The organism is Monoglobus pectinilyticus, assembly GCF_002874775.1.
Lineage (GTDB): Bacteria > Bacillota > Clostridia > Monoglobales > Monoglobaceae > Monoglobus > Monoglobus pectinilyticus.
In genome coordinates this window covers 99,022-121,471 of the sequence record NZ_CP020991.1, presented here as the reverse complement: position 1 = coordinate 121,471, position 22,450 = coordinate 99,022, and the positions used below count along the sequence as shown (strand labels likewise).

General features: G+C 33.8%; 21 protein-coding genes. 5 read left to right on the top strand and 16 right to left on the bottom strand.

All coding sequences use genetic code 11. The annotated features are described in order from the left end of the window. Positions 1 to 5: 5 nt before the first annotated feature. The 9 genes from araB to B9O19_RS00510 all read right to left on the bottom strand — a co-directional run bounded on the left by araB (position 6) and on the right by B9O19_RS00510 (position 10,171). On the bottom strand, positions 6 to 1,655 hold the full coding sequence (araB, locus tag B9O19_RS00550) for a ribulokinase (protein ID WP_102364645.1): 1,650 nt from the start codon (positions 1,653 to 1,655) through the stop codon (positions 6 to 8). A 126-nt stretch (positions 1,656 to 1,781) separates the two neighbouring features. Beyond that, positions 1,782 to 3,125 carry a CCA tRNA nucleotidyltransferase gene (locus tag B9O19_RS00545; RefSeq protein WP_102364644.1) on the bottom strand — a complete coding sequence of 448 codons (1,344 nt, stop codon included), beginning with the start codon at positions 3,123 to 3,125 and terminating at the stop codon, positions 1,782 to 1,784. A gap of 19 nt (positions 3,126 to 3,144) precedes the next feature. After that, positions 3,145 to 3,645, bottom strand: coding sequence for a peptidylprolyl isomerase (locus B9O19_RS00540; protein WP_102364643.1), 501 nt, complete (start codon positions 3,643 to 3,645; stop codon positions 3,145 to 3,147). Between the two features lie 38 nt (positions 3,646 to 3,683). Further along, positions 3,684 to 4,757 carry a peptidylprolyl isomerase gene (locus B9O19_RS00535; RefSeq protein WP_102364642.1) on the bottom strand — a complete coding sequence of 358 codons (1,074 nt, stop codon included), beginning with the start codon at positions 4,755 to 4,757 and terminating at the stop codon, positions 3,684 to 3,686. 106 nt (positions 4,758 to 4,863) lie between these two features. Continuing rightward, positions 4,864 to 6,288, bottom strand: coding sequence for a serine hydrolase domain-containing protein (locus B9O19_RS00530; protein WP_102364641.1), 1,425 nt, complete (start codon positions 6,286 to 6,288; stop codon positions 4,864 to 4,866). Between the two features lie 561 nt (positions 6,289 to 6,849). Then, positions 6,850 to 7,497: an NAD(P)H-hydrate epimerase gene (locus B9O19_RS00525; RefSeq protein WP_102364640.1), complete on the bottom strand. Its 648-nt coding sequence runs from the start codon at positions 7,495 to 7,497 to the stop codon at positions 6,850 to 6,852. A 36-nt stretch (positions 7,498 to 7,533) separates the two neighbouring features. Beyond that, positions 7,534 to 8,793, bottom strand: a complete 1,260-nt coding sequence (locus tag B9O19_RS00520; RefSeq protein ID WP_102364639.1) for a thymidine phosphorylase — start codon at positions 8,791 to 8,793, stop codon at positions 7,534 to 7,536. 27 nt (positions 8,794 to 8,820) lie between these two features. Next, a complete protein-coding gene (locus tag B9O19_RS00515) occupies positions 8,821 to 9,558 on the bottom strand; it encodes a DUF6062 family protein (RefSeq protein WP_102364638.1) in 738 nt (245 codons plus the stop codon). A gap of 25 nt (positions 9,559 to 9,583) precedes the next feature. After that, complete coding sequence (locus B9O19_RS00510) at positions 9,584 to 10,171, bottom strand: manganese efflux pump MntP (RefSeq protein WP_245862969.1); 588 nt, start codon at positions 10,169 to 10,171, stop codon at positions 9,584 to 9,586. 548 nt (positions 10,172 to 10,719) lie between these two features. Between B9O19_RS00510 and B9O19_RS00505 the strand changes: the two genes are divergently transcribed. From B9O19_RS00505 to B9O19_RS00485, 5 genes are all read left to right on the top strand, one after another. Continuing rightward, positions 10,720 to 11,715 carry an ABC transporter substrate-binding protein gene (locus B9O19_RS00505; RefSeq protein ID WP_102364637.1) on the top strand — a complete coding sequence of 332 codons (996 nt, stop codon included), beginning with the start codon at positions 10,720 to 10,722 and terminating at the stop codon, positions 11,713 to 11,715. 15 nt (positions 11,716 to 11,730) lie between these two features. Further along, complete coding sequence (locus tag B9O19_RS00500; protein ID WP_102364636.1) at positions 11,731 to 12,630, top strand: ABC transporter permease; 900 nt, start codon at positions 11,731 to 11,733, stop codon at positions 12,628 to 12,630. After that, positions 12,623 to 13,396: an ABC transporter ATP-binding protein gene (locus B9O19_RS00495; protein ID WP_102364635.1), complete on the top strand. Its 774-nt coding sequence runs from the start codon at positions 12,623 to 12,625 to the stop codon at positions 13,394 to 13,396. The genes B9O19_RS00500 and B9O19_RS00495 overlap by 8 nt, the downstream gene beginning before the upstream one ends. Before the next feature lie 361 nt (positions 13,397 to 13,757). Then, the gene (locus B9O19_RS00490; RefSeq protein ID WP_102364634.1) at positions 13,758 to 15,242 is read left to right on the top strand and encodes an S-layer homology domain-containing protein; all 1,485 of its coding nucleotides are present in this window, start codon (positions 13,758 to 13,760) and stop codon (positions 15,240 to 15,242) included. Positions 15,243 to 15,256: 14 nt separating this feature from the next. Next, positions 15,257 to 15,463, top strand: a complete 207-nt coding sequence (locus B9O19_RS00485; protein ID WP_102364633.1) for a DUF3006 domain-containing protein — start codon at positions 15,257 to 15,259, stop codon at positions 15,461 to 15,463. A gap of 32 nt (positions 15,464 to 15,495) precedes the next feature. On the opposite strand, the gene B9O19_RS00480 is transcribed toward B9O19_RS00485, so the two are convergent. The 7 genes from B9O19_RS00480 to pta all read right to left on the bottom strand — a co-directional run bounded on the left by B9O19_RS00480 (position 15,496) and on the right by pta (position 22,390). Further along, positions 15,496 to 16,026: a Fe-S-containing hydro-lyase gene (locus B9O19_RS00480; RefSeq protein WP_102364632.1), complete on the bottom strand. Its 531-nt coding sequence runs from the start codon at positions 16,024 to 16,026 to the stop codon at positions 15,496 to 15,498. Positions 16,027 to 16,046: 20 nt separating this feature from the next. Beyond that, the gene (locus B9O19_RS00475) at positions 16,047 to 17,057 is read right to left on the bottom strand and encodes an HAD family hydrolase (RefSeq protein WP_102364631.1); all 1,011 of its coding nucleotides are present in this window, start codon (positions 17,055 to 17,057) and stop codon (positions 16,047 to 16,049) included. After that, the gene (locus tag B9O19_RS00470) at positions 17,038 to 17,658 is read right to left on the bottom strand and encodes an imidazoleglycerol-phosphate dehydratase (protein WP_154058591.1); all 621 of its coding nucleotides are present in this window, start codon (positions 17,656 to 17,658) and stop codon (positions 17,038 to 17,040) included. Before B9O19_RS00470 ends, B9O19_RS00475 begins: the two co-directional genes overlap by 20 nt. Positions 17,659 to 17,684: 26 nt before the next feature. Then, positions 17,685 to 18,977 (bottom strand): histidinol dehydrogenase, encoded by a 1,293-nt coding sequence (gene hisD / locus B9O19_RS00465; protein ID WP_102364629.1) that lies wholly within the window; start codon positions 18,975 to 18,977, stop codon positions 17,685 to 17,687. Positions 18,978 to 19,502: 525 nt separating this feature from the next. Beyond that, the gene (sigH, locus tag B9O19_RS00460) at positions 19,503 to 20,105 is read right to left on the bottom strand and encodes an RNA polymerase sporulation sigma factor SigH (protein WP_102364628.1); all 603 of its coding nucleotides are present in this window, start codon (positions 20,103 to 20,105) and stop codon (positions 19,503 to 19,505) included. A 66-nt stretch (positions 20,106 to 20,171) separates the two neighbouring features. After that, positions 20,172 to 21,365 (bottom strand): acetate/propionate family kinase, encoded by a 1,194-nt coding sequence (locus tag B9O19_RS00455; RefSeq protein WP_102364627.1) that lies wholly within the window; start codon positions 21,363 to 21,365, stop codon positions 20,172 to 20,174. Positions 21,366 to 21,391: 26 nt separating this feature from the next. Beyond that, a complete protein-coding gene (gene pta / locus B9O19_RS00450; RefSeq protein WP_102364626.1) occupies positions 21,392 to 22,390 on the bottom strand; it encodes a phosphate acetyltransferase in 999 nt (332 codons plus the stop codon). Between the last annotated feature and the right edge of the window lie 60 nt (positions 22,391 to 22,450).

The following is a 22,450-nucleotide window of genomic DNA, read 5'->3' as shown; positions in this document are numbered from 1 at the left end:
ATCATTTAATTTTTTAATGCCATTTTTATATCTTTTAAACGCTTCATGACATCATTTCCGCCTTTACCGTAATAATTATGAAGTTTCTTATATTCTTTATATAACTCATTATAAGTCTCAACATTTTCAGGTATTGGACGATAATAATGAGCTTTTGTTTTTCCTAATATTTTCGCACATTCCTCAATGGTGTCATATCCGCCGTTTTCTTTTCCGGCAGCGACAGCACCTGACATTGCTGAACCCAAAGCAGGTGTATGAACAGAACCGGCAATCTTTATGTCCATATTCATTACATCAGCATATATCTGCATTATAAACGCGTCTTTCTGAGCAACTCCACCGGCAGCATAAAGCTCTGTAACAGGTATTCCAGCATCTCTAATAGTATCTAAAATCATTCTAGCACCATAAGCAGTAGCTTCAAGCAATGCTCTATAAATTTCTTCGGGTCTGGTTTGTAAGTTTAATCCGAGCATTACACCGGACAAATCTTTATCCATCAATACGCTTCGGCTGCCATTCCACCAATCCAAAGCAAGCAATCCGCTTTCGCCGGGTCTTTGTTTGCTTGCTTTAGTGCGCAGCAGTTGATGAATATTCATATCAAGAGCATTCGCTTCCCTATAATAACTTTCGGGGACACTGGATTTTACAAACCAATCAAAATGTTCGCCAACGCCGGATTGTATTGCCTCATAGCCATAATATCCGTCAATAATACTATTTTTATCGGCGCAGTAAATACCGGAAATATTTTTTTCTTCTTCCCCCAAAACAATATCACAAGCAGACTTTCCGATTATCATAAGAAGTTTGCACGGAACAGCTATCCCTACGGCCGGAAGTGATACCTGTGTATTAATGTTTCCGACTGCAACCGCTGTTCCTTGCTTCAAACCTGTAAGTCCAGCTGCAAATTGGTTTAGTTCACCAGCCTTTTTACCAATTGAAGAAACTTTGCGTTTAAATTTTTTATCAACAAAATCCTCAAGTTTTGGGTTAAGTGATTTTAAAAACTCTTTTGACGGCAGCGTGTTTTCTATTCCTTGAGTATTTATCGGTTCAATCCCTGTGAGCTGCCAAACTATCCAGTCAGCAGCCCCTATAAACTTGTCCATTTCATCATAAACGCGCGGTGCTTCTTCTGCTATTTGCCAAATTTTTGGAACTAACCATTCTGAAGAAAATTTTCCGCCGTATTTTAATAAAAAGTCCTCATTTGTTTTTTCAGCGTATTTATTTAAACTATCAGCATATTTTTGAGCCGCATGATGCTTCCAAAGTTTAACATAAGCATGAGGTTCAGATTTATACTCTTCCATAAAACATATGGGAGTTCCGTCTTCTTTAACCGGCAGGACGGTCGATGAAGCAAAATCAACACCTATTCCAATAATATCTGCCGGATTAATATCCGTTTCTTTAAGCAAAGCTGGTATAGTTGAAGCCAATACGTCAAGATAATCCTGCGGGTCATGCAGAGCCCAGCCATCTTCTAGTTTTGTTTTGCCATCAGGAAGACATTCCGTCATAACCGAATGCGGATAGTTAAAAACTGACACAGCAATCTCGTCGCCTGTATCAACATCAATTAACACGGACTTCCCTGCCATAGAACCATAATCTATACCAATTGAATACCTTTTTTTCATATATAAAACTCCTAACCAAATGTATCTATCAACTAAACATAAATCTTATAAAAATTTCATGATACACATTATATATAAAATATAAATAAAAATCAAGTCAAAATATGAAAATTATAAAACAACGGATTAAATCATTTTTATAAATTCAAGAATTTTATCCCTATCATTATCTATTTTCCCATCTACTACCGCATTTAAAATAATTTTTAAAGTTTGGCCGATTTCACAACCTGAAAAACCTAATTCAATTAGGTCTTTGCCGTTTATTTTTAAATCTTTTATTTTAAAACATTCTTCTTCAGATATTATTTCATCAAATAAAATTTCAATATCTTTAAGAGCTTTTATTCTTTCATCAGCCAATCCAGGCGACTGAGCCAAAACATCGGCGCGTTTTACTTTCAATAATTTTCTAAATAACTCTACGCCTATTTTATTAAGTTTTCTTTTTATACCTGATTTTGATAATGGAATTTGATCGCCATGCATTCTTACCAAGTTTCTTACATCATGCAAAAGACGGTTATCTGATTTAAGACGATTTAATATCTTTGCAGCTATTTCCTCAGAATATTTTGCATGTGCATAAAAATGACCCAAAGTATTACCATTTTCTAAAATTTCTTCTGAATAAACTTTTGGTTTACCAATATCATGAAAAAGCATTGTAAATCTTAAATCAACTTCCGGTTCTATCATTTCGACAGAGTGCAAAGTATGTTCCCAAACATCGTAGCAATGATACGGCGTATTCTGATTAAATTCAAACATAGCGGTAATTTCGGGTATAAAAACTTCGATTACATCTCTAAATTCTCTTATTATACTCACTGCATTGATGCCACAAACTAACTGTTTAAATTCAGACATTATTCTTTCAACGGAAATGTTTTTGAGCAAGTCCCTTTGCTTATGAATAGCTATTGAAGTTTTGTTATCAATATCAAATCCTAAAACCGAAGCAAATCTAAGAGCCCGCAATATACGCAGAGCATCTTCAGAAAATCTTTTTTCCGGTTCTCCAACACAGCGAACTATACCATTTTTTATATCTTCAATTCCACCAAAAAGATCTATAACCTCACTGCTATCTTCACAGCCGCAAGCCAACGCATTAATTGTAAAATCTCTCCTGGATAAATCTATATCAATGTCAGACACAAAAGTAACAGTATCAGGTCTTCTGTTATCTTTATATTCACCATCACATCTAAATGTTGTAACTTCATACGGATTATGATTAATAATTACAGATACCGTTCCATGTTTTATTCCGGTTTCTATAACTCCCATATCATAAAAAATTTCTTTTACTTGTTCGGGCTTAGCGGAGCTTGAAATATCCCAGTCCTGTGGTTTTCTGTTAAGAATTGAATCCCTTACACATCCGCCTACAACATACGCCGAAAAACCTTGAGAATTCAAACGTTTTATTATAGTTTTTACTTCTTCAGGTACATTTATTTTCACAAAATCACCTTATATAATATTATTCGGCAAAACTCATACTTTTAATAACTATAGGAGTAACCGGAGTTCCGCCCTCCGCGCCTACTCTTTCTGTTTCAAGGAACTTATCAACTGTTTCCATTCCTTCAACTACTTTTCCAAATGCAGCGTATTGACCGTCTAAAAAAGACGCATCATCATAACATATAAAGAATTGACTGCTAGCCGAATTAGGACTCATGGACCTGGCCATTGAAACTACACCTCTTGTATGACTTAATGTGTTATCAACAAAACCATTCTGCTTGAACTCTCCAACTATGTTTTCATCACTTCCGCCTGTTCCATTACCGATTGGACAGCCGCCCTGTGCCATAAACCCATCTATAACCCTATGAAAAGTTAAACCGTTATAAAACTTTTTTGATACAAGTGTTTTAAAATTTTCAACAGTTTTTGGCGCAAACTCAGGGTATAGTTCAATAACAAAAGAATCTCCGCTTTCCATTTCAACCAACACTTTATTTGATTTGTTTTCCATAATAATATACCATCCTTATATAAATTTTTCTAACCTATCTAATCAACATTTTTTGCTTTAGCTTCTTTTATCATATCCATTACATCGTAAAAATTAACCATTTGCAGAGAATTCGGAGATATTTGAACATCTGCTTCCGACCTCCAAAAATTTTGAAGCTCATATGCACCAACAATTCGCTTTATTATATGAAAACCGTAATCAGATTCAACTATATCGCTTATTTCACCTATTTTTAAAGAAAAAGCAGCGGTTTCAAACGATGGAAGCATTTCTCCCTCAGGAAATGTATATCCGGATTCTTTTTCGCTGGTATCATCATTATATTGTTTCATAAGCTCCACAAACTCTTCACCGTTTTTGGCTTTTTGGAGAACGTTCTCAGACAATTGAGAAGCGTCATCTGTATCGTTTAAAATAAGCACATGCTGTACAGAGGCGCCTTTATTGCCAATATAATTAGATAATACGGAAATGTCAGTAACATATTTTTCGGGATTATTCTGAAAGTCTTCAGCAACGCCTTCAAAAACAGAAATATTAGTATAAATTTTTTTATACGTTTCAGCATCGCTCACACCAACTAAGTTCGCGCTTACTTTAAATTGTTCTTCTCCCTGACGTTCAATTGAACCATTTACAAGCTCTTCGGCTTCTTTTTCAGCACCGGAAATAAGAAACCCGGAATTCTCAGCCGACTGTCTGAACACAACATCGTTTATCGCATCCTCTATTGCGTTCTCAACAACTACATCACGTAATGCTTTCCCATCTTTATTTGTTTTAGACCAATCAAATGTTGTAACATCCTCTGTGGTATTACTGTCCTCTTTATACATTTGTATAACAGCATTGTTATAAATATAATATCCAAAATCTTTAGCTTTAAGTTCTTCGCCGTTAACCGAAGCGACAACATCATTATTAAGAACAGTATTGGTCCCGTCATTTATTGCACCATCATATTTTTCAATATTTTCGGTATTTTCTGAAATATTATTGTCTGTTATTCTATCCGGATTTGTGGCACTTTTTCCACAACTCATCAAAAATATTGAACTTAAAACAATAATAACAAAACAAAAAAATACTTTACAAAATATTTTTTTCATAATTAGCTCCTTTTTAAAAGTATCATAATGTAATTATATTACATATTAATATTCATGTCAATTAAGAATATACAAATATAAAAATAACACAGTATGAATTATTAATCTAATTTGATTGAGCAAAACCGGAATATTCACTAAATAATATTTCTTCAGTTTTTCTGGAAAATATTGTAACAGCTCCATCCTTTTTAAATGAAAACTGCATTATAACTTTTCCTATACATTCTCCGATAAGATTAGCCTTAACAACAAGAGTATTTTTATCTGCCCAGCATCCTGAAGCAATATACGGGCAATCATAATGGCTGAAGTTCCCGTCCAAAAATGAATTAAATCCAAATTTTATAATCTGACTGCCATAAGTATTATCTAATATAATTTTTCCGCCGCTGACGCTGGTAATAATTCTAACATTTGATATTTCTAAACTATTATCATCAAAAAACTCATATGTCTTATCAAGCTCAACTGAAATATTATTTTTAAGAGGTTTGAGACTGCAATTATCAGATATCTCACAAAGTTTTAAATATGAATCTTTATCAAACTCGTTTTCCTCGTCTATATATGAATACACCTCATCAAAAAATGCGTCTATTATTTGTTGTACGCCGCCTTTTCTATCGGTTGTGTCAGCTGTTGTGACAAGTATTAAATCTTTATCCGGAAAACATAATGCCAACTGTCCTGCCATTCCATACATCATGAACCCATTATTTTTGGTCATCCAAAATTGATATCCATATCCTTGCATTTCAGCTAAAAAACTTCCCTTTACAAAATTCGCAACCTTATAACTTGTTGCTTCCCTTAAATATTTTTCAGGTAAAATTTGAATATTATCAATCTTTCCATAATCAATTGCAAGTTTAGCTAAAAGCAGTAAATCCTTAGGATACGCCATCATACCTGAACCGCCTTGACTTACACCACACCCATCCGTAATACAATAAGATTCATTAGAAAAACCAACTTTTGTCAAACCTTTTGTTCTCAGATAATCAAGCAAAGACAAACCCGTTAACTTTTCTACCAAAGCTGCCATTACATGTGAGGCGGATGTATCATAAGAAAAAATAGTTCCCGGTCTATGAGTAGGCTTCTTTGTAAAATATGATTCCGTCCAATTATTTTTACTGTGTTTATCAAATGTTGTTCCGTTATGAGGCGTTGTCATAGAAAGCATATCGCGAATTGTTGTTTCAATAAGATAAGGATAAAATCCATCTTCAGGTTCATATTCCGGAAAATATTTAGTTATTGAAGCGTCTAAATCTATAACCCCGTCTTCGGCTAGGGCACCAATAGCCATTGATACCACACTTTTGGTGACAGAAAACATTCTATGAAGAGTATTTGAATTAAATGGATTATAATAGGCTTCACAAATCAGCTTATTTCCCCTCATTATCAATATGCTGTGCATATCTACTTCTTCTTTTTCTAACCTATTTATAAAATTTATAATTCTTTTGGAATTAATGTTTGCGTTTTCAGGACTGGTTTTTTCATAAAAACTTTTATTCATCTTTAAGTTCCTTTTCAATTTAATTTATTTCATTATAATATTATATTAATTAAAGCAATAAAAGTCAAGAATGCTATAAAATACTCCTAACAACTTATAGATTACATTAAAACTATTTAAAATATTTTAAAAGTAACTTATAAAAAATTACAAGAATTAAAACTATATATATTTAAAGTCAAACGAATTGATATTTTATAATATTTATATGCTGTTCAAATAATATATTGATCTTTCATACAACGTTTAATATCATTTAAAAAATATTTTTATTATACTTTTATTCATTTTTTAGTATACAAATGTTACTGATTATATATTGAAAACAAAATTTTTATTTATAATTATTTATAAATAGAAAAAACGTCACGCTTTTTTAAAGCGCAGCGTTTTTATCACACGAATTAATTATTTTATTAAAGAATAATCGCCAAATTTTATAATTAATTCAATCTTATTTTTCTTTAACATTATTTATAAAAAATAATTTATATGCAACAGAGTTTTAATAATTAAAACTGACTTTATTACGTTTAAATATATAATTAATTATTTATAAAATTATATTTTATGGCATTCTTCCGGTATTCCAATGTCAGCGCATACTACTCTTCCACAGTTTTCAAAAGTATTTTCTTTCATATGAGCATTTTTCAAACTATCTAATGCTATTGTAAAATCAGCTTTGAAAGCGCCGTCAGAAATTTCACCCGAATAATCTACTCCACTCGGAATATCTATTGCAAATTTTATAGCATCGCTGTCAGAAATTGCAGAAAATAATGATTTAATATTATCATTTAATTCACCATGAAATCCTGTTCCATAAACGGCATCAATAATTGCGTCACTTCCCCAAATTATGGGAATACTTTTATCTTTTTCAAAAGTTATTATTTCTATTCCGCAATCTTTAGCTTTATTAAAGTTTTTGATAGCATCTATAGTTTTAGGAGGTCCGTCAACCATCATAATTAGTGGGTTTCCACCAAACTTTTTTATTATTCTTGCAGCGACAAAGCCGTCTCCGCCATTATTTCCGGTTCCTGTTAGAATCAATATTATTTTCGTTTCAAAATCTTTTATATTTTTACGTACAAAATCAGCAACGCACATTCCCGCATTTTCCATCATTTGATAATATGTTATTCCCATATCGTTGGCGTTTTTTTCTATCTGTTTCATCTGACTCGCATTTACAACTCTCACCAATATTACCTCCGATCCAATTTACATAAAATATAATCATTCTATCGTTAAGCTGTCTAAATAATATTCTTTTGTAAAATCTAAAATTTCTTTTTTATCCGTGTATAAAACAGCTAATACGTCACTCTTTGAAATATAACTATCAGTCTTTTTATTTATAAAAATTCCTGCTGAATGATTTATTTTATCATTCAAGCTTTGTCTCCCTGCTCCTAACAAACATGCAGTTTTACCAATCTTTTCAGAATCCATCTTTGTTATTTGACCTGACATATTAGCTTTTACTTCTAAAGAATATTTTGATTTTGGAAATTTATTTGTATCATCAATACATTCTACATCTCCGTCTTGCATAAATACCAACTCTCTGAATTTATTCAGGGCCGTTCCATTTTCAATACTGCCCAGCGCCATCTTTCTGCATTCATCTACCGATTTATCAACAAATTCAAGCTGAAGCATTACACTTGAAATATCTATACAAAGTTCTAAAAAATCTTTTGGTCCATTTCCTTTTAGAGTCTGTATAGCTTCTATCACTTCAAGTGAATTTCCAACTGTATTTCCTATAGGCTCATTCATATCTGTAAGCAGTGCTTTAACCTTTTTACCATTCTGATTTCCTATTTTTATCATAGTTTCAGCAAGCTCTTTTGCGTTTTTATACGTTTTCATAAACGCACCGCTGCCATATTTTACATCTAATACTATAGCATTTGCACCGGATGCAATTTTCTTGCTCATTATACTAGACGCTATTAGCGGAATACAATCAACAGTTCCTGTAACATCACGCAATGAATATATTTTTTTATCGGCAGGGGCAAGATTTTTCAACTGACCAACGATAGAAATACCAATTTCATTAATTATATCTATAAAACGTTCAACTGGTATTTGTGTATTAAAATTTTTGATTGATTCTAGCTTATCTATTGTTCCACCCGTATATCCAAGACCACGTCCAGACATTTTTGCCACCTTGCCGCCGCACGCTGCCACGCACGGTCCTACTACTAAGGTTGTTTTGTCTCCTACTCCTCCGGTTGAATGCTTGTCCACTACTGTTCCGCTGATACCGGAAAGATTAAGTATATCTCCCGAATTAGCCATACACATAGTCATCTTTGAAATTACTTTTTCATTTGCCCCGGTAAAACACAAGGCCATTAAATAAGCAGACATTTGATAATCAGGTATTATCCCTTGTGTATAACCGTTAATCAAGTATTCAATTTCTGAATCTGAAAGATCAATACCATTTTTCTGCTTTATAATTATATCTATAATATCCATTGTATTTCCTCACGATTTTAATCCGGACTATTCCTCAACATTCTCCGAAGAAACTTTTAATATTGTTCTTTGAAGTGCATCTTTTGAATTTTTCCATGGTTCATCTTTAAAGCGATAATCAAACTTTTGTATAAACCAATCTATATCTTCTTGAAGCAAATCCAAATTTTTAAGTTCAAGCGGAACCAACACGGTCAAAAAATCTTTATATTTATCTGAACTTAGTTTCTTTTTTCCCTCTTTAATAATCATATTAAAATGTTCAAGACAAAACCCTTTAGAGTTTAAAATTTTTTCCCTAAAATCATCTTCCTTCTTCCACAGATAAAAAAATGTATCAATATAACTATTCATTCGAGATTCCATTCTTTTACAAGCGTAACAAGAATTTTCTATTTCAGAAATGTATTCAACAGATTTTGTTTGTTCCTCATTTTTTCTAAACAGATTTTTTTTAATAGTGTGATTGGTTTCATTTAATTCATCCTTAAAAATTTCATTCAAATTTTGTCTGATATTTTTCATATGCGTACTTAAAATCAAAGCTACACCTAAACGATTCTGCGCTTTATACATTTGCGAATAATGCTTTTTACAAAAACCAATTTTGTCGGTTTCAGACCTAATATCTTCTTCCATATATGAAGGTCCCAAAATATAATTCAATATATCTTCTTCCACCTTTTTATTTAAAGTACAGAATAAACATTCTTCATTTTTATCAATCGCTTCATTCACCGGAATTGTATACAATTGTTCCTTCACATCATTACCACCGATCTATTTTAAATTAAAAACTCAATATTCCTAAACCTTCTAAAAGTATCTTTATACCTATCAAAACTAAAATTATTCCTCCTGCAAACTCAGCTTTCGATTTAAACTTAACTCCAAACCGATTTCCAACTAAGACTCCAATAATTGAAAGAATAAATGTAATAACACCTATATATGAAGCCGCCGACCATATTTCAACCTGCAAAAAAGCAAATGAAATTCCTACGGCCAGCGCGTCAATACTTGTGGCAAAAGCAAGCAATGTAATTTCTTTAAAATCGTATTTTAAATCACAGCACCCTTCACCTTCATTTTTTATTGCTTCGTATATCATTTTACCACCTATAAACGCCAGCAATATAAAAGCAATCCAATGATCGACACTGGTTATGTAAGCCTCAAACTGTTTTCCGGCAAACCAGCCTATAATAGGCATTGCAGCTTGAAATACTCCAAAAAATAATGCTATGATAAAAGTATATTTATAGTCAACTTTACTCATTTTAAGCCCTTTACAGACAGAAACCGCAAAAGCATCCATAGCAAGACCAACAGCAATTAAAACTATTTCATAAAATCTCATTCCTGAAACATATGGCATACAAATATGCCATAACTCCTTTCTCTTTTTTAATAAAATATTAATGCATTAAAGAATATTATAACATCTATATTATATAAAATCAATCAATATTTAAAATATAAATAAAACAAAGACCGCGCCAATTTGACACAGTCTTTGTGCAGCGGGGAGGCTGCATATATTATGAAATCTACAAACTTATAATAACTCAGTTATTTATTTTTATCAATAAGCAATGTTGACAAAAAAAATATATTCTTCTTGTAGAAAATAAATAAAAAATACATACACATATATTTTATCTATAAAATGTGACATAAACACTTTAAAATTGATTTAATTATACATTTAATAAATATTTATAAATACTCCAAAAAATAAAATATTTTTATACGTAAAAAAATAATTAAATATATTTTTAAAATCAAATAAACAATAAAAGTTTTTAGCCATAAAATTTTAAATATAAAATTTAAGAATGTATTTTTATGTAATTGGAATACTTAATAAATAAGGTGTTTTTTATTATGGAAAATTTAATACTTAACTTTTGAGAGGAGCAGCTTATGAATTCAAAAAAGTTTATTTTATCTGCACTTATTATATCTATACTTCTTATAACCGGATGCTCAAATTTCGGCGGCAATGATTTAAAAAAACAACAATCAGATAAATATAAAATAGGAATAGTACAATATGCTGACCATACAACATTAGAAGACTGCAAAACCGGCTTTATAGAAGGACTTGCAAATGAAGGTTTTGTGTCCGGCGACAACTTAGAAATCATTCAGAAATCCGCTCAGGGTGACAGTTCATTAAACACACAAATAGTTCAAAATTTTGTAAACTCAAAAGTTAACCTAGTTTTCGGTATAGCTACTCCATCGGCAATGACATCATATAATTATTGTTATGAAAATAAAATACCGGTGGTTTTCGGTGCTGTATCTGATCCCGTTAAAGCAAATTTAGCTAAAAGCGAAACAGAACCTATGGATGGTATTACAGGAGTATCAGACCAGCCGCCTGTAGAAAAGCAGCTTGAATTAATAAGAAAAATTCTGCCTGACGCAAAAAAAATAGGAATAATATATACAACAAATGAGTCAAACTCTCAAAGCACTCTTAACATTTATAAAGAAAAAGCCAGTGAATTTGGTTTTGAGATTATAGAAAAAGGTATCAGCAACGCATCAGAAATTTCTCAGGCGATAGATATTGTTCTTGGACAAGCTGACTGCATATCTAATCTAACAGACAACATCGTTGTAAATAATCTCCCTGTTATGCTTGAAAAGGCTAATGCCGCCAATATACCGATATTTGGTTCCGAAAGCAGACAAGTGACAGGCGGATGTCTCGCCTCAGCAGGTGTTGATTATATAGAACTCGGAAAAAAAGCCGGAATTATGGCCTCTAAAATATTAAAAGGTGAAGAAATCAGCACAATACCATATGAGGTAATTAATCAAAGCGAAATTGCAGTTAATGAAGAAACAGCAGCAAATTTGAATATAGTAATTCCCGATGATATTTTGAAAAATGCTGAAAAAAAGTAATTAGGAGATAAATATATGGTTGGTATAGTTACAAGCATACTTGAGCAAGGATTTATTTATGGTGTCATGGCTGTTGGAGTATATATAAGCTATAAAATCTTAGATTTTCCTGACCTTTCTGTTGACGGTACTTTTCCGCTTGGAGCCGCTTTATGTATAACGGTTTCCGCCGCAGGAATAGATCCGTGGCTAAGTTTAATATTAGCATTTTTATCAGGCTGTGCAGCAGGAGCATTTACAGGATTTTTAAATGTAGGGCTTAAAATTAAAAATCTGCTGTGCGGTATATTAACTATGACCGCCTTATATTCCATTAATTACAGAATAGCCGGCTCATCAACAGTTTTTATAAGTATGACTGACAATACTATATTTTCCAGTTTTTCAAGTATGCTTCCAGCCCATATTAACTTATACAGCAAGCTTATTATTATGTTTTTTATAACTATAGTATCAAAACTTCTTCTTGACTGGTATCTCAGAACAAAATCAGGATTTCTTTTAAGAAGCGTTGGTGATAACGAAAGTCTTGTTGTTACCCTCGGTAAAAATCCGGGAAACATAAAAATTCTTGGACTGGCTATTTCGAACGGTCTGGTTGCACTGGCAGGAGCCGTAAACTGCCAATATACAAGACAGTTTTCTGTTGGAGGCGGCACAGGAACGGTAGTTATGGGATTAGCTGCAGTAATTATAGGAGCAACTATTTTTAAGAAAATGAGGTTTTTAAAAATCACGACCAGCGTTATTATAGGAATGATAATATATAAGACTTTAACATACGCCGCTATTGCTTCAGGCCTGATAGCAACAGATACCAACCTGGTTATTACAGTCCTATTTATAGTTATTTTGATTATAAATAATATATTATTTAAACGAGACAAAGGAATTGGGGTGAGACCTGATGCTTGAAATTAAAAATATTTCAAAAACATTTAACCGGGGAACAATTGATGAAAAAGTAATATTTAATGACTTTAACCTCAGCGTTCCCAGAGGTGAATTTGTATGTATAATCGGCTCTAACGGCTCCGGTAAAACAACAATACTGAATCTTATTTCCGGTGATATTAAAGCCGATTCAGGACAAATAGTAATTAACGGTAAAAATATAGTTAAACAAAAAAATTACCAGCGTGCAAAATATTTAAGCAGAGTTTTTCAAAATCCATCTATGGGCACCTGCTCTTCTATGACAATTTTAGAAAATCTGTCAATAGCTGATAACAAAGGAAAATCATTTGGGTTATCTTGGGGTTTAAATCATAAGCGCAAAAAATATTATAAAGAACAGCTTGAATTATTGGGTATGGGACTTGAGAACAGATTGGATACATTGGCAGGTTCTCTTTCAGGAGGTCAGAGACAAGCTCTGTCAATGATTATGGCAACATTATCAAAACCTGATTTACTGCTTTTGGACGAACATACAGCGGCGCTTGACCCCAAATCAAGCGACACCATTATGAATCTTACGCAAAAAGTAGTAGATGAAAAAAATATTACTACTCTTATGGTTACTCATAATCTTAAACACGCTGTGACATACGGAGACAGAACTATAATGATGCATGAAGGTAAAATAGTTATGGATGTCAAATCAGAAGAAAAAAACAAAAAAAGTATTGATGATTACCTGCACATATTTAACGAGATAAGTATTGAGTACGGAAATTAATTTTATTCTTATATAAAATAATGAGAATAAAGACAATTAAAAATTAATTTGTTTCTAAACAATATACTTTTATCTATAACCAAAGTATAAAACAAAAAATATCAAACTTAAATTTTTTCTTTTATAACACTTTACTTTGTTTATATATGTTATTTTTTGCAACAGCAATAAATAATTTTGGCTGATACAGGAACTTTTGTCTTGTTGAATCAGTCATATTATAATATAAAATATTTAATAGTCTTATTATAGCTCCATTTTTCCGTAAAACTTGACAAATAATAAGACTAATGATATAATCCTTGCTTGAAATTGTATTTAGATAATATTTATATTGTTAAACGAAAAAGGAGAATTTGTAATGTTAAGAAAAAGAGTTACATGGTCTGTCACTATTGCAGTTTTGACGTTACTTATGTGTTTAGGCAGTTTCTCAGCATATGCAACATCGTTTTATGATGTGCCTGATGACTTTTGGGCGGCGCCTTACATAACAAATCTTGAATCACGCGGAATTATTTCCGGTTATGGAGACGGAACTTTTTTACCTCAGAACTATGTTGCCAGATGTGAATATGCCAAAATGCTTGTTAATGCGTCCGGACTTAAACTTTCCACAAAACGCACAAGCCCATATGCAGACGTTGATGTTAATGACTGGTCTTTTCCTTATATCAATTCAATAACTCAGCAAATGCCTGGATACCAAAGCACATCTCCGGGAGATTCAAGACTGTATTTCAAGCCTTGGGATAATGCTACACGTGAGGACGTAACAGTTGCTTTAATGAAAGTTATGAATTATGACCTTTCCGAATATTATCCAGTTGATGACAGCTTGTTATCAGATGTGTTTTACGATTATAATACCATTCCTAAACAAGATCGTCCTTATATAGCAGAAGCTGTTAAACAAGGTTATATAACAGGTACTCAAGAAGGAACATTTCAAGGCGGAGACCCTATAATACGATGCGAAGTTGCTGCAATACTATACAGAGCTTTTCCTAATGATAATACAGCATATGTGGATTCAGTCAATAATAACAATGAAGAGTTGCCAAGCGATGTTGCGCTTGGCAATTCGTTTGTAAAAGTGTATTATTTAAATATTGGTCAAGGTGACAGCGAATTTGTTTTGCTTCCTAACGGAAAAACAATGCTGATTGACGCGTCAACTTCTAAATACGGCAAAGAAATATGCAGTTTTATAAAAAATTTAGGATATAATAAAATTGATTATTTGGTTGCAACTCATCCTCACGCAGACCATATTGGCGGTATGAATGAAGTTTTGAACAATTTTGAAATCGGAACATTATATATGCCAAACGCCGTAACCACTACCAAAACATATGAACAATTCTTAAGCACTATAATAGAGAAAAATATAAATGTAGTTGAAGCTAAATCCGGAGTTACAATATTCAATGAAGATACAATGTCAGCTTTTATACTGGCTCCAAGCAATAACGAATATAAAGATTTAAACAATTATTCTGCCGTAATAAGAATAGCATTTGGAAACACAGCGTTTTTGTTTATGGGTGACGCAGAGATTGAATCTGAAAATGAAATATTATCAAACTATAACATTGAATCTCTTTGGGCTAACGTCATTAAGATTGGACATCATGGTTCTTCTTCATCCAGTCAGCAAGCGTTTCTAAGCAAGGTAAATCCGATGTTTGCGGTTATATCCTGCGGCGCAGATAATAAATACGGTCATCCTACAGAACAAACTTTAAATACTTTAAACAATATGGGTATAAAAACATTCAGAACTGATACTGACGGAACAATAATTTTTGCAAGCGATGGCAATAATGTATACAGAGAATATTAAAGGAGATATTTTAAATGAAAATAATTATTGATAGATTTGAAGGAAACTTTGCAGTTGTAGAATTTGATGAAGGTTCAGGATTTGCAGATATGCCGATTGAATTGATTCCGCCCGAAGCCCGTGAAGGCGATGTAATTAATATAACAATTGACAGAGATGAAACATCTTTAAGAAAAGAAAATATTAAAAATATGATGAATAAAATATTTGATAAAAATTAAAAAAATACCGGTTTTCATACCGGTATTTTTTATTATCTATCATGATATAAATTTTTACCATTAGAATCTATAATAACAATAGCAGGAAAGTTCTCTACAGTAAGTTTTCTGACAGCCTCAGTCCCAAGGTCTTCATAAGCTATTATCTCTGCAGCTTTAATACTTTTCGCTATTAAAGCGCCGGCACCGCCTATAGCTCCGAAATATACGGCTCCATACTCTTTCATTGCATTAACAACATCGTCTGACCTTTCACCCTTGCCTATCATCCCGGTAAGACCTAATTTTATCAATTCAGGAGCATACGCGTCCATTCTTCCGCTTGTAGTAGGACCGCACGAACCAATAACCTGACCTGGTTTTGCAGGCGTTGGACCAGCATAATAAATTATTTTATTTTCTATTTCAAAAGGGAGTTTTTCTCCGCTTTTCAAGGCGTCAATCATTCTTTTATGAGCCGCGTCTCTGGCTGTATAAATTTCTCCGGTTATGAGAACGGTATCTCCGCTTTTTAAAGATTTTACCTTTTCACTTGTTAATGGTGTTTCAATTTTTATTTGCATAATAATCCCCACAAAAATATTTAATCGTCAATAAGTTGTGTTACATCTTCAAATATATAATCAGCATTATGGCTTAAAAAATATTCATTAGCAGATTTCCTATCAATACCGGTAAGAACACCTACAAAAACCATACCTGCTGATTTTGCCGCCATCAAATCGCTTGGCGCGTCTCCAACTACAGCAATTTTTAAACATCTCTCTTTATCATAATTACCGGATATTAATTTCTCATCATCCAGTTCATTTCTAAAAGCCGCTTTTAAAAACACAAACGGGTTCGGTTTTGACAAAGGAGTTTCGGGTTTAAAATCTTCTTCCGCTTTTAATACGTCGTCATATGTAACAATCATATTGTCAGAAAAGAATTCCATTAATCCCCACTTTTTCAGAGGAAACAAAATTTCATCTTTTGGACGCCCGGTTCCTATCCCCAAACTAATTCCCTTGCTCTTTAAATCTAAAAAAGTCTTTTTTAAATCATTCAAATCTACCAAAGGTTTTTCCATAGTATTAAGACCGGGGACAGATTCCCCTCCTAAAAACCATAATTGAAAACAGTTAATAACATCATCCCATAACTTGCTCCTGCCTCGCTTAAAATCGGAAAACTCACTATTTAAAGATACAGCAGCAAGTTCACCCACGAGATTGTAGACCTCAGGAGCCTGAACCGTGATATTTTCAATAAACATACGAACTGACTCAAAATGCCATTCGTTGAATTCTGTCAAATCCGGCTCCAGATATTTTGAAACACAAAAAACTATATAAGCTAAATCCCAATTTGTATTTACTCCTAATGCTTTCACGGCTTTTATAGTTTTATCTCCGCAAAAAATTATTTTGTGAAGCTCTTTAAAGTTGCCGTAACACCAATTATGGTCTATCTCACTCAATCCATAGAATTTATGGCTGTATAAAAGCTCATATACCGTTAAAGCCGCCGCATCCCAATAAATATATTCGCTTGTTACAACCCCATCCATATCAAATATTATCTTGTCAAAATTATTCGGCTGAAACTTCATATTCTACCTTTCCTGCAACGCCGGAGGTTAACCCTTCTCTGGAAGAATCAAATGACAAAGCTTGACCGAGAGCGATTCCAACACCTCTGAAAACTGCTTCCCAAATATGATGGCCGTTCTGACCGGATTTTAAATCAATAAACAGAGTACATCTTGCTCCCTGAGCAAATCCTTCAAGAAAAGTAATAAGCTCTTCGCTTGGCATCCTTTCAACATTCTCACAATAATTTATTGATTTTTGAAACGTAAGCTGCGACCTGTCCTCAAATGAAATTGCCGCATCTGCACACGCTTCATCAATAATCCCTGTCGCAAAACCATAACCTGATGGAGAATTTATATTTATATATTCCCCGACAGCTTTTCCAAGCGTCATTCCAACATCTTCACACACCAAATGGCAAAGTTCAAATTCGTCAAAATCCATATCAATGCTGATATTAAGTGATGCGCGCCACGCAATATGCTCAATCATATGATTCAAAAATGGCAGCGGCGTTTTAATATATTTTCTATAGTCAGGCTTTAGCTCACCTTTTTCTATTACTACCTCAATTGAAGTTTCAGTAGTTTTTCTCTTTACAGTAATTCTATTTTTCATAGTAAAATCCTCGCGTACGCTCAATTTTATTTTCTCTCTTTAACTGCTAAAGCGTGGGTATCAAAGCCCTCTACAGTTGCAATCTTATAGGCATAATCCCTAACCATTTCAAAGCCGTCGCGGCTTGCGTAACCAACCGAAGAACGCTTTAAGAAGTCCATAACAGAAACGCTTGAATAGGTTTTAGCAAACTGCCCGGTAGGCAAAATAGCATTCGGACCTAAAACAAAATTACACAATGTGACCGGAGTATAATCTCCCAGCAGAATTTCTCCCGCATTTTTTATTTTGGGAAGAACCACAAACGGTTCCTTTGTCATAACTTCCATATGTTCCGGTGCATAGTCATTTACAAAATCAATACTCTCTTCAAGACTTTCAGTTATAATAGCTCCGCCGTATGTATTGAAATTCGTAGTTACAAACTCACGTCTTTTATCAGATATTTTTTCGAGCTGTCTTTCAACAATTTCAGCCGCTTTATAAACCAGTTCTTCACAATTAGTAACTAAAAGTGCAGCGGAATCCGGTCCATGCTCTGCTTCAATCATCCAATCCAAAGCCACCTTTTCAGGGTCGGCGTTTTCATCAGCAAGTATTATACATTCGCTTGGTCCTGCCGGCAAACCTGAATCAATATAGTTGGACAAAACTCTTTTTGCTGCTGTAGCATAAGCGTTTCCGGGTCCTATTATCTTATGGCATTTTGGAATAGTTTCGGTTCCGTATGCAACAGAAGCGACTGCCTGAATTCCTCCGACCTTATATATTTCACTAACGCCGATTATTTTAGCGGCCGCAAGAATTGCGTCATCAACATTTCCTTCCTCATTAGGCGGTGTAACAACTACAATTTTTTCTACGCCGGCAACAACAGCAGGTGTAGCCAACATACATAAAACAGACGGGAAGCTTCCCTTGCCCCGCGGAACATAAAGACAAACATCTACGATAGGAGTAGTTTTTTCACCAACCAAAAGACCCTTATCCACTTCAGTAAACCACATCTCTTCAGGCATTTGCTTTGAATGAAAATTTCTAATATTTTTAACGGCATATTCAATTGCTTCTCTAGTTTCTGCATCCAAGCGCTCATAACCTGCCTCAATCTCTTCAGGTTTTACCTTCATTTCATCCGCGCTAAGAGTTACATGGTCAAATTTAGCGGTATATTCTAAAACTGCTTCATCCCCGCGCTTTCTAATATCATCCGAAACTTCTTTAGCAATCTTCATTTGTTCAGAAATGTCAGATTCAGCGCGTTTCATTATGAATTCTCTCTTTTCAGATGTCAGTTCAGATAACTTATAAATATTCATACTATACTCCTCTATATAAAAATAATAATTAACATAATTAACTTAAAAAATATAACTTAAGATATTATATATTAAAGTCTTGCAAAGTTCAAGGTATTTTATGAAAAAACTGGTTTAATTTAAAATAATATTTTTCTCAGTAGACAAAAAACAACATTAAAAAGAACAATATATCTGTATTTTTCAATAATTTAAATGATTGTGAATATAAAATATAAAAATAAATTTAAACAAAATTTTTTATTTAAGTGAGGGACTTGCCCGTAAAAACGCAAATTGTGGATAACTTTTAAAAATCAGTGATTTTAGTTATTTTTACTATATAAAAACGGTGGATAATGTGAATAACTCTGTTGATAACTGATTTTACGGGATATTCTAAAAGTGGATAATAATATTTCTTAACACAAATTTATTTAAATTTTAAAGAAAAGTATAATAAAATAAAAGTGTAAAATTTCAAAAAATTATAATTTATAAATAAATTTTTGAAAATTACTACAGATATTTTGCTCTACAATTTTTTTACTTTTCATCCAGCTTTTTTTTAATTCTTTGAAGTGCATTATCAATTGATTTTGTAGGCTTATTAATAATTTCAGAAATTTCCTGATACGACATACCCTGAAGATGTAAAATCAACACTCTTTTTTCTAAATCACTCAACTTTTCATCTATTTCTTTCTCTATATCTTTTAATTTTTCATGCATTATATAAAGCTTTTCAGGGTCCACAGATTCCCTTTCTGCCAAGGTTTCAACTAAAGTTCTCTCAGAGACGTCCTCATACACAGGTTTATTTAAAGATATATACGTATTAAGGGGCTGATGTTTCTGCCTTGCTGCCGTCTTTATAGCAGTGAAAATTTGACGTTTGACGCAAAGTTCAGCAAAACTATAAAACGAAGCCTGCTTATCCGAATTATAATCGTGTATAGCCTTAAATAAGCCTATCATGCCCTCCTGCATCAAATCATCGTTATCTCCACCCGCCAAAAAATACATTTTAGCTCTAGACTTGACCAGGTTTTTATACTTATTCAGCAAGAACTCCTCAGCAGACCTATCCTTTTCCGCTAAAGACACTATTTCTTCATCAGTCATATTTTCATAATAGTTTAAAGCCATATAATATCAACCTCATTTTTAAAAGCAAGGCTGTCTCAATCGAGACAGCCTTAACCAATAAGTGAATTATTTTACTAAATCCAAAGTCTCACGTGCGATTGCAAGCTCTTCATTTGTAGGAATAACCATAACTTTTACGTTTGAATCAGGAGTTGAAATGTAGATTTCCTTACCTCTCTCCTTATTCTTTTCCTCATCAATCTTTATGCCAAGATATCCTAAATACTGACAAATTTTATATCTGGTATCACAGTCGTTCTCACCTATTCCTCCGGTAAACGCTATTGCGTCAACACCGTTCATAGCTGCAACATATGAACCAACATATTTTGCAACGCGGTAAATAAACGCATCAAGAGCTATCTGTGCTCTTTTATTGCCTTCCTGTGCTGCGGCTGACAAATCGCGAAAGTCGCTCGATACGCCGGAGATACCTAAAACACCGGACTCCTTATTCAATATATTCAAAACTTCATCAACCGACAAATTTTCATTATTGGCAATATACTGTACAACAGCCGGGTCAATGTCACCGCTTCTGGTTCCCATTATCAAACCTTCAAGAGGAGTAAGGCCCATGCTTGTGTCAACACACTTTCCGCCGACAGAAGCAGAAATACTGGCGCCATTGCCCAAATGACACACAATTACTTTGCAGTTGCTGTTATCTAATTCCCCGAATTTAATTGCTCTGCCGGAAACAAACTTATGACTTGTACCGTGGAAACCATATTTTCTAATACTATACTTCTCGTAATATTTATATGGTATAGCATACATATACGCCTTAGGCTCCATACTCTGCCCAAATGCTGTATCAAAAACCGCAACCTGAGGAGTTCCGGCCATAGCGTCCTCACATGCCTCAATACCAATAAGGTTTGCCGGATTATGAAGAGGTCCCAATGGGAAACAATCTTTGATTACCTTTTTAACATCATCGTTAACAACAACTGAGTCGCTGTAATACTGTCCGCCATGGAGAACTCTGTGACCAACAGCGGAAATATCATTTATGTCTGCAATAACTCCATGCTCTTCATCAACAAGTGCGTCCAAAACCATTTGAACAGCAGTCTTGTGGGTTGGCATCGGTTTTTCTTCAACATATTTTTCTTTTCCCTCAGGGCTATGTGTAAGCTTTGAACCTTCAAGACCAATTCTTTCGCACAAGCCTTTAGCCAAAACTTTTTCCGATTCTGTTTCGATAAGCTGATATTTAAGTGATGAACTACCTGCGTTAATAACTAAAACTTTCATTTATTTTACACCCTCCGATAATATAATTAATCCTGATTTTGAGCCTGTACACATGTAATAGCAACAACTCCGGCAATATCTTCTGCACTGCAGCCTCTTGATAAGTCGTTTACCGGTTTTGCCATTCCCTGAGTCATTGGTCCGTATGCTTCAGCTTTTGCCAAACGCTGAACCAGCTTATAGCCAATGTTTCCGGCGTCAAGATTCGGGAAAATCAAAACGTTTGCCTGACCTGCAACATCGCTGTCAGGAGCTTTCAAAGAAGCAACGCTTGGAACGATAGCCGCGTCAAGCTGAAGTTCTCCGTCAAGCTTTAAGTCAGGAGCTAATTCTTTAGCCTTATCAGCTGCGTTCTTAACCAAATCAACCTGTTCTGATTTAGCGCTTCCGTAAGTTGAATATGAAAGCATAGCAACCTTTGGCTCTCCGCCTACAAGACTCTTATAGGACTTTGAAGAAGAAATAGCTATTTCAGCCAGCTTTTCTGAATCCGGATATTCGTTAAGTCCGCAGTCAGAAAATACAAATGTTCCATTATTTCCATATTCACAATCAGGAACCATCATTAAGAAAAATGCTGAAACAACTTTAGTGTCAGGAGCAGTCTTAATTGTCTGCAATGACGATCTCATTACGTCGGCTGTAGCGTGAACAGCGCCGGCAACCATACCGTCTGCTCTGCCTGTTTTAACCAGCATACAGCCAAAATACAATACGTCTTTTACTTTCTCAGCAGCCTGAGCCGGCAGCATACCCTTTTTCTTTCTAAGCTCATAAAGTCCGTTTCCAAGCTCTTCTGTAAGTTCGCTTGTGTCAGGGTCAATAATAGTTGCCTCAGAAATATCAAGTCCATCCGCCATACTTTTTATTTTAGACTCATTGCCTAAAAGTATGATATTGGCATATCCTTCTTTTAAAATTTGGGCTGCTGCGTCAATCGTTCTGCGTTCCTCTCCCTCAGCAAGAACAATAGTCTTCTTATCCGCCCTGGCAGTTTCCTTAATCTTGTCCATGAATTTTGACATTTGTTAAACCTCATTTCCTATGTGTATATTGATAATTATTTTACAAAATCATAATAAGCC

Coding starts and splice junctions, on each gene's coding strand:
- B9O19_RS00500 (WP_102364636.1), top strand. CDS start 11,731: ATGGTTGGTATAGTTACAAGCATACTTGAGCAAGGATTTATTTATGGT.
- B9O19_RS00530 (WP_102364641.1), bottom strand. CDS start 6,288: ATGAATAAAAGTTTTTATGAAAAAACCAGTCCTGAAAACGCAAACATT.
- B9O19_RS00470 (WP_154058591.1), bottom strand. CDS start 17,658: ATGAAAAATAGAATTACTGTAAAGAGAAAAACTACTGAAACTTCAATT.
- B9O19_RS00505 (WP_102364637.1), top strand. CDS start 10,720: ATGAATTCAAAAAAGTTTATTTTATCTGCACTTATTATATCTATACTT.
- araB (WP_102364645.1), bottom strand. CDS start 1,655: ATGAAAAAAAGGTATTCAATTGGTATAGATTATGGTTCTATGGCAGGG.
- pta (WP_102364626.1), bottom strand. CDS start 22,390: ATGTCAAAATTCATGGACAAGATTAAGGAAACTGCCAGGGCGGATAAG.
- B9O19_RS00540 (WP_102364643.1), bottom strand. CDS start 3,645: ATGGAAAACAAATCAAATAAAGTGTTGGTTGAAATGGAAAGCGGAGAT.
- B9O19_RS00475 (WP_102364631.1), bottom strand. CDS start 17,057: ATGAAGTTTCAGCCGAATAATTTTGACAAGATAATATTTGATATGGAT.
- B9O19_RS00495 (WP_102364635.1), top strand. CDS start 12,623: ATGCTTGAAATTAAAAATATTTCAAAAACATTTAACCGGGGAACAATT.
- B9O19_RS00480 (WP_102364632.1), bottom strand. CDS start 16,026: ATGCAAATAAAAATTGAAACACCATTAACAAGTGAAAAGGTAAAATCT.
- B9O19_RS00490 (WP_102364634.1), top strand. CDS start 13,758: ATGTTAAGAAAAAGAGTTACATGGTCTGTCACTATTGCAGTTTTGACG.
- B9O19_RS00510 (WP_245862969.1), bottom strand. CDS start 10,171: ATGCCATATGTTTCAGGAATGAGATTTTATGAAATAGTTTTAATTGCT.
- hisD (WP_102364629.1), bottom strand. CDS start 18,977: ATGAATATTTATAAGTTATCTGAACTGACATCTGAAAAGAGAGAATTC.
- B9O19_RS00535 (WP_102364642.1), bottom strand. CDS start 4,757: ATGAAAAAAATATTTTGTAAAGTATTTTTTTGTTTTGTTATTATTGTT.
- sigH (WP_102364628.1), bottom strand. CDS start 20,105: ATGGCTTTAAACTATTATGAAAATATGACTGATGAAGAAATAGTGTCT.
- B9O19_RS00485 (WP_102364633.1), top strand. CDS start 15,257: ATGAAAATAATTATTGATAGATTTGAAGGAAACTTTGCAGTTGTAGAA.
- B9O19_RS00520 (WP_102364639.1), bottom strand. CDS start 8,793: ATGGATATTATAGATATAATTATAAAGCAGAAAAATGGTATTGATCTT.
- B9O19_RS00455 (WP_102364627.1), bottom strand. CDS start 21,365: ATGAAAGTTTTAGTTATTAACGCAGGTAGTTCATCACTTAAATATCAG.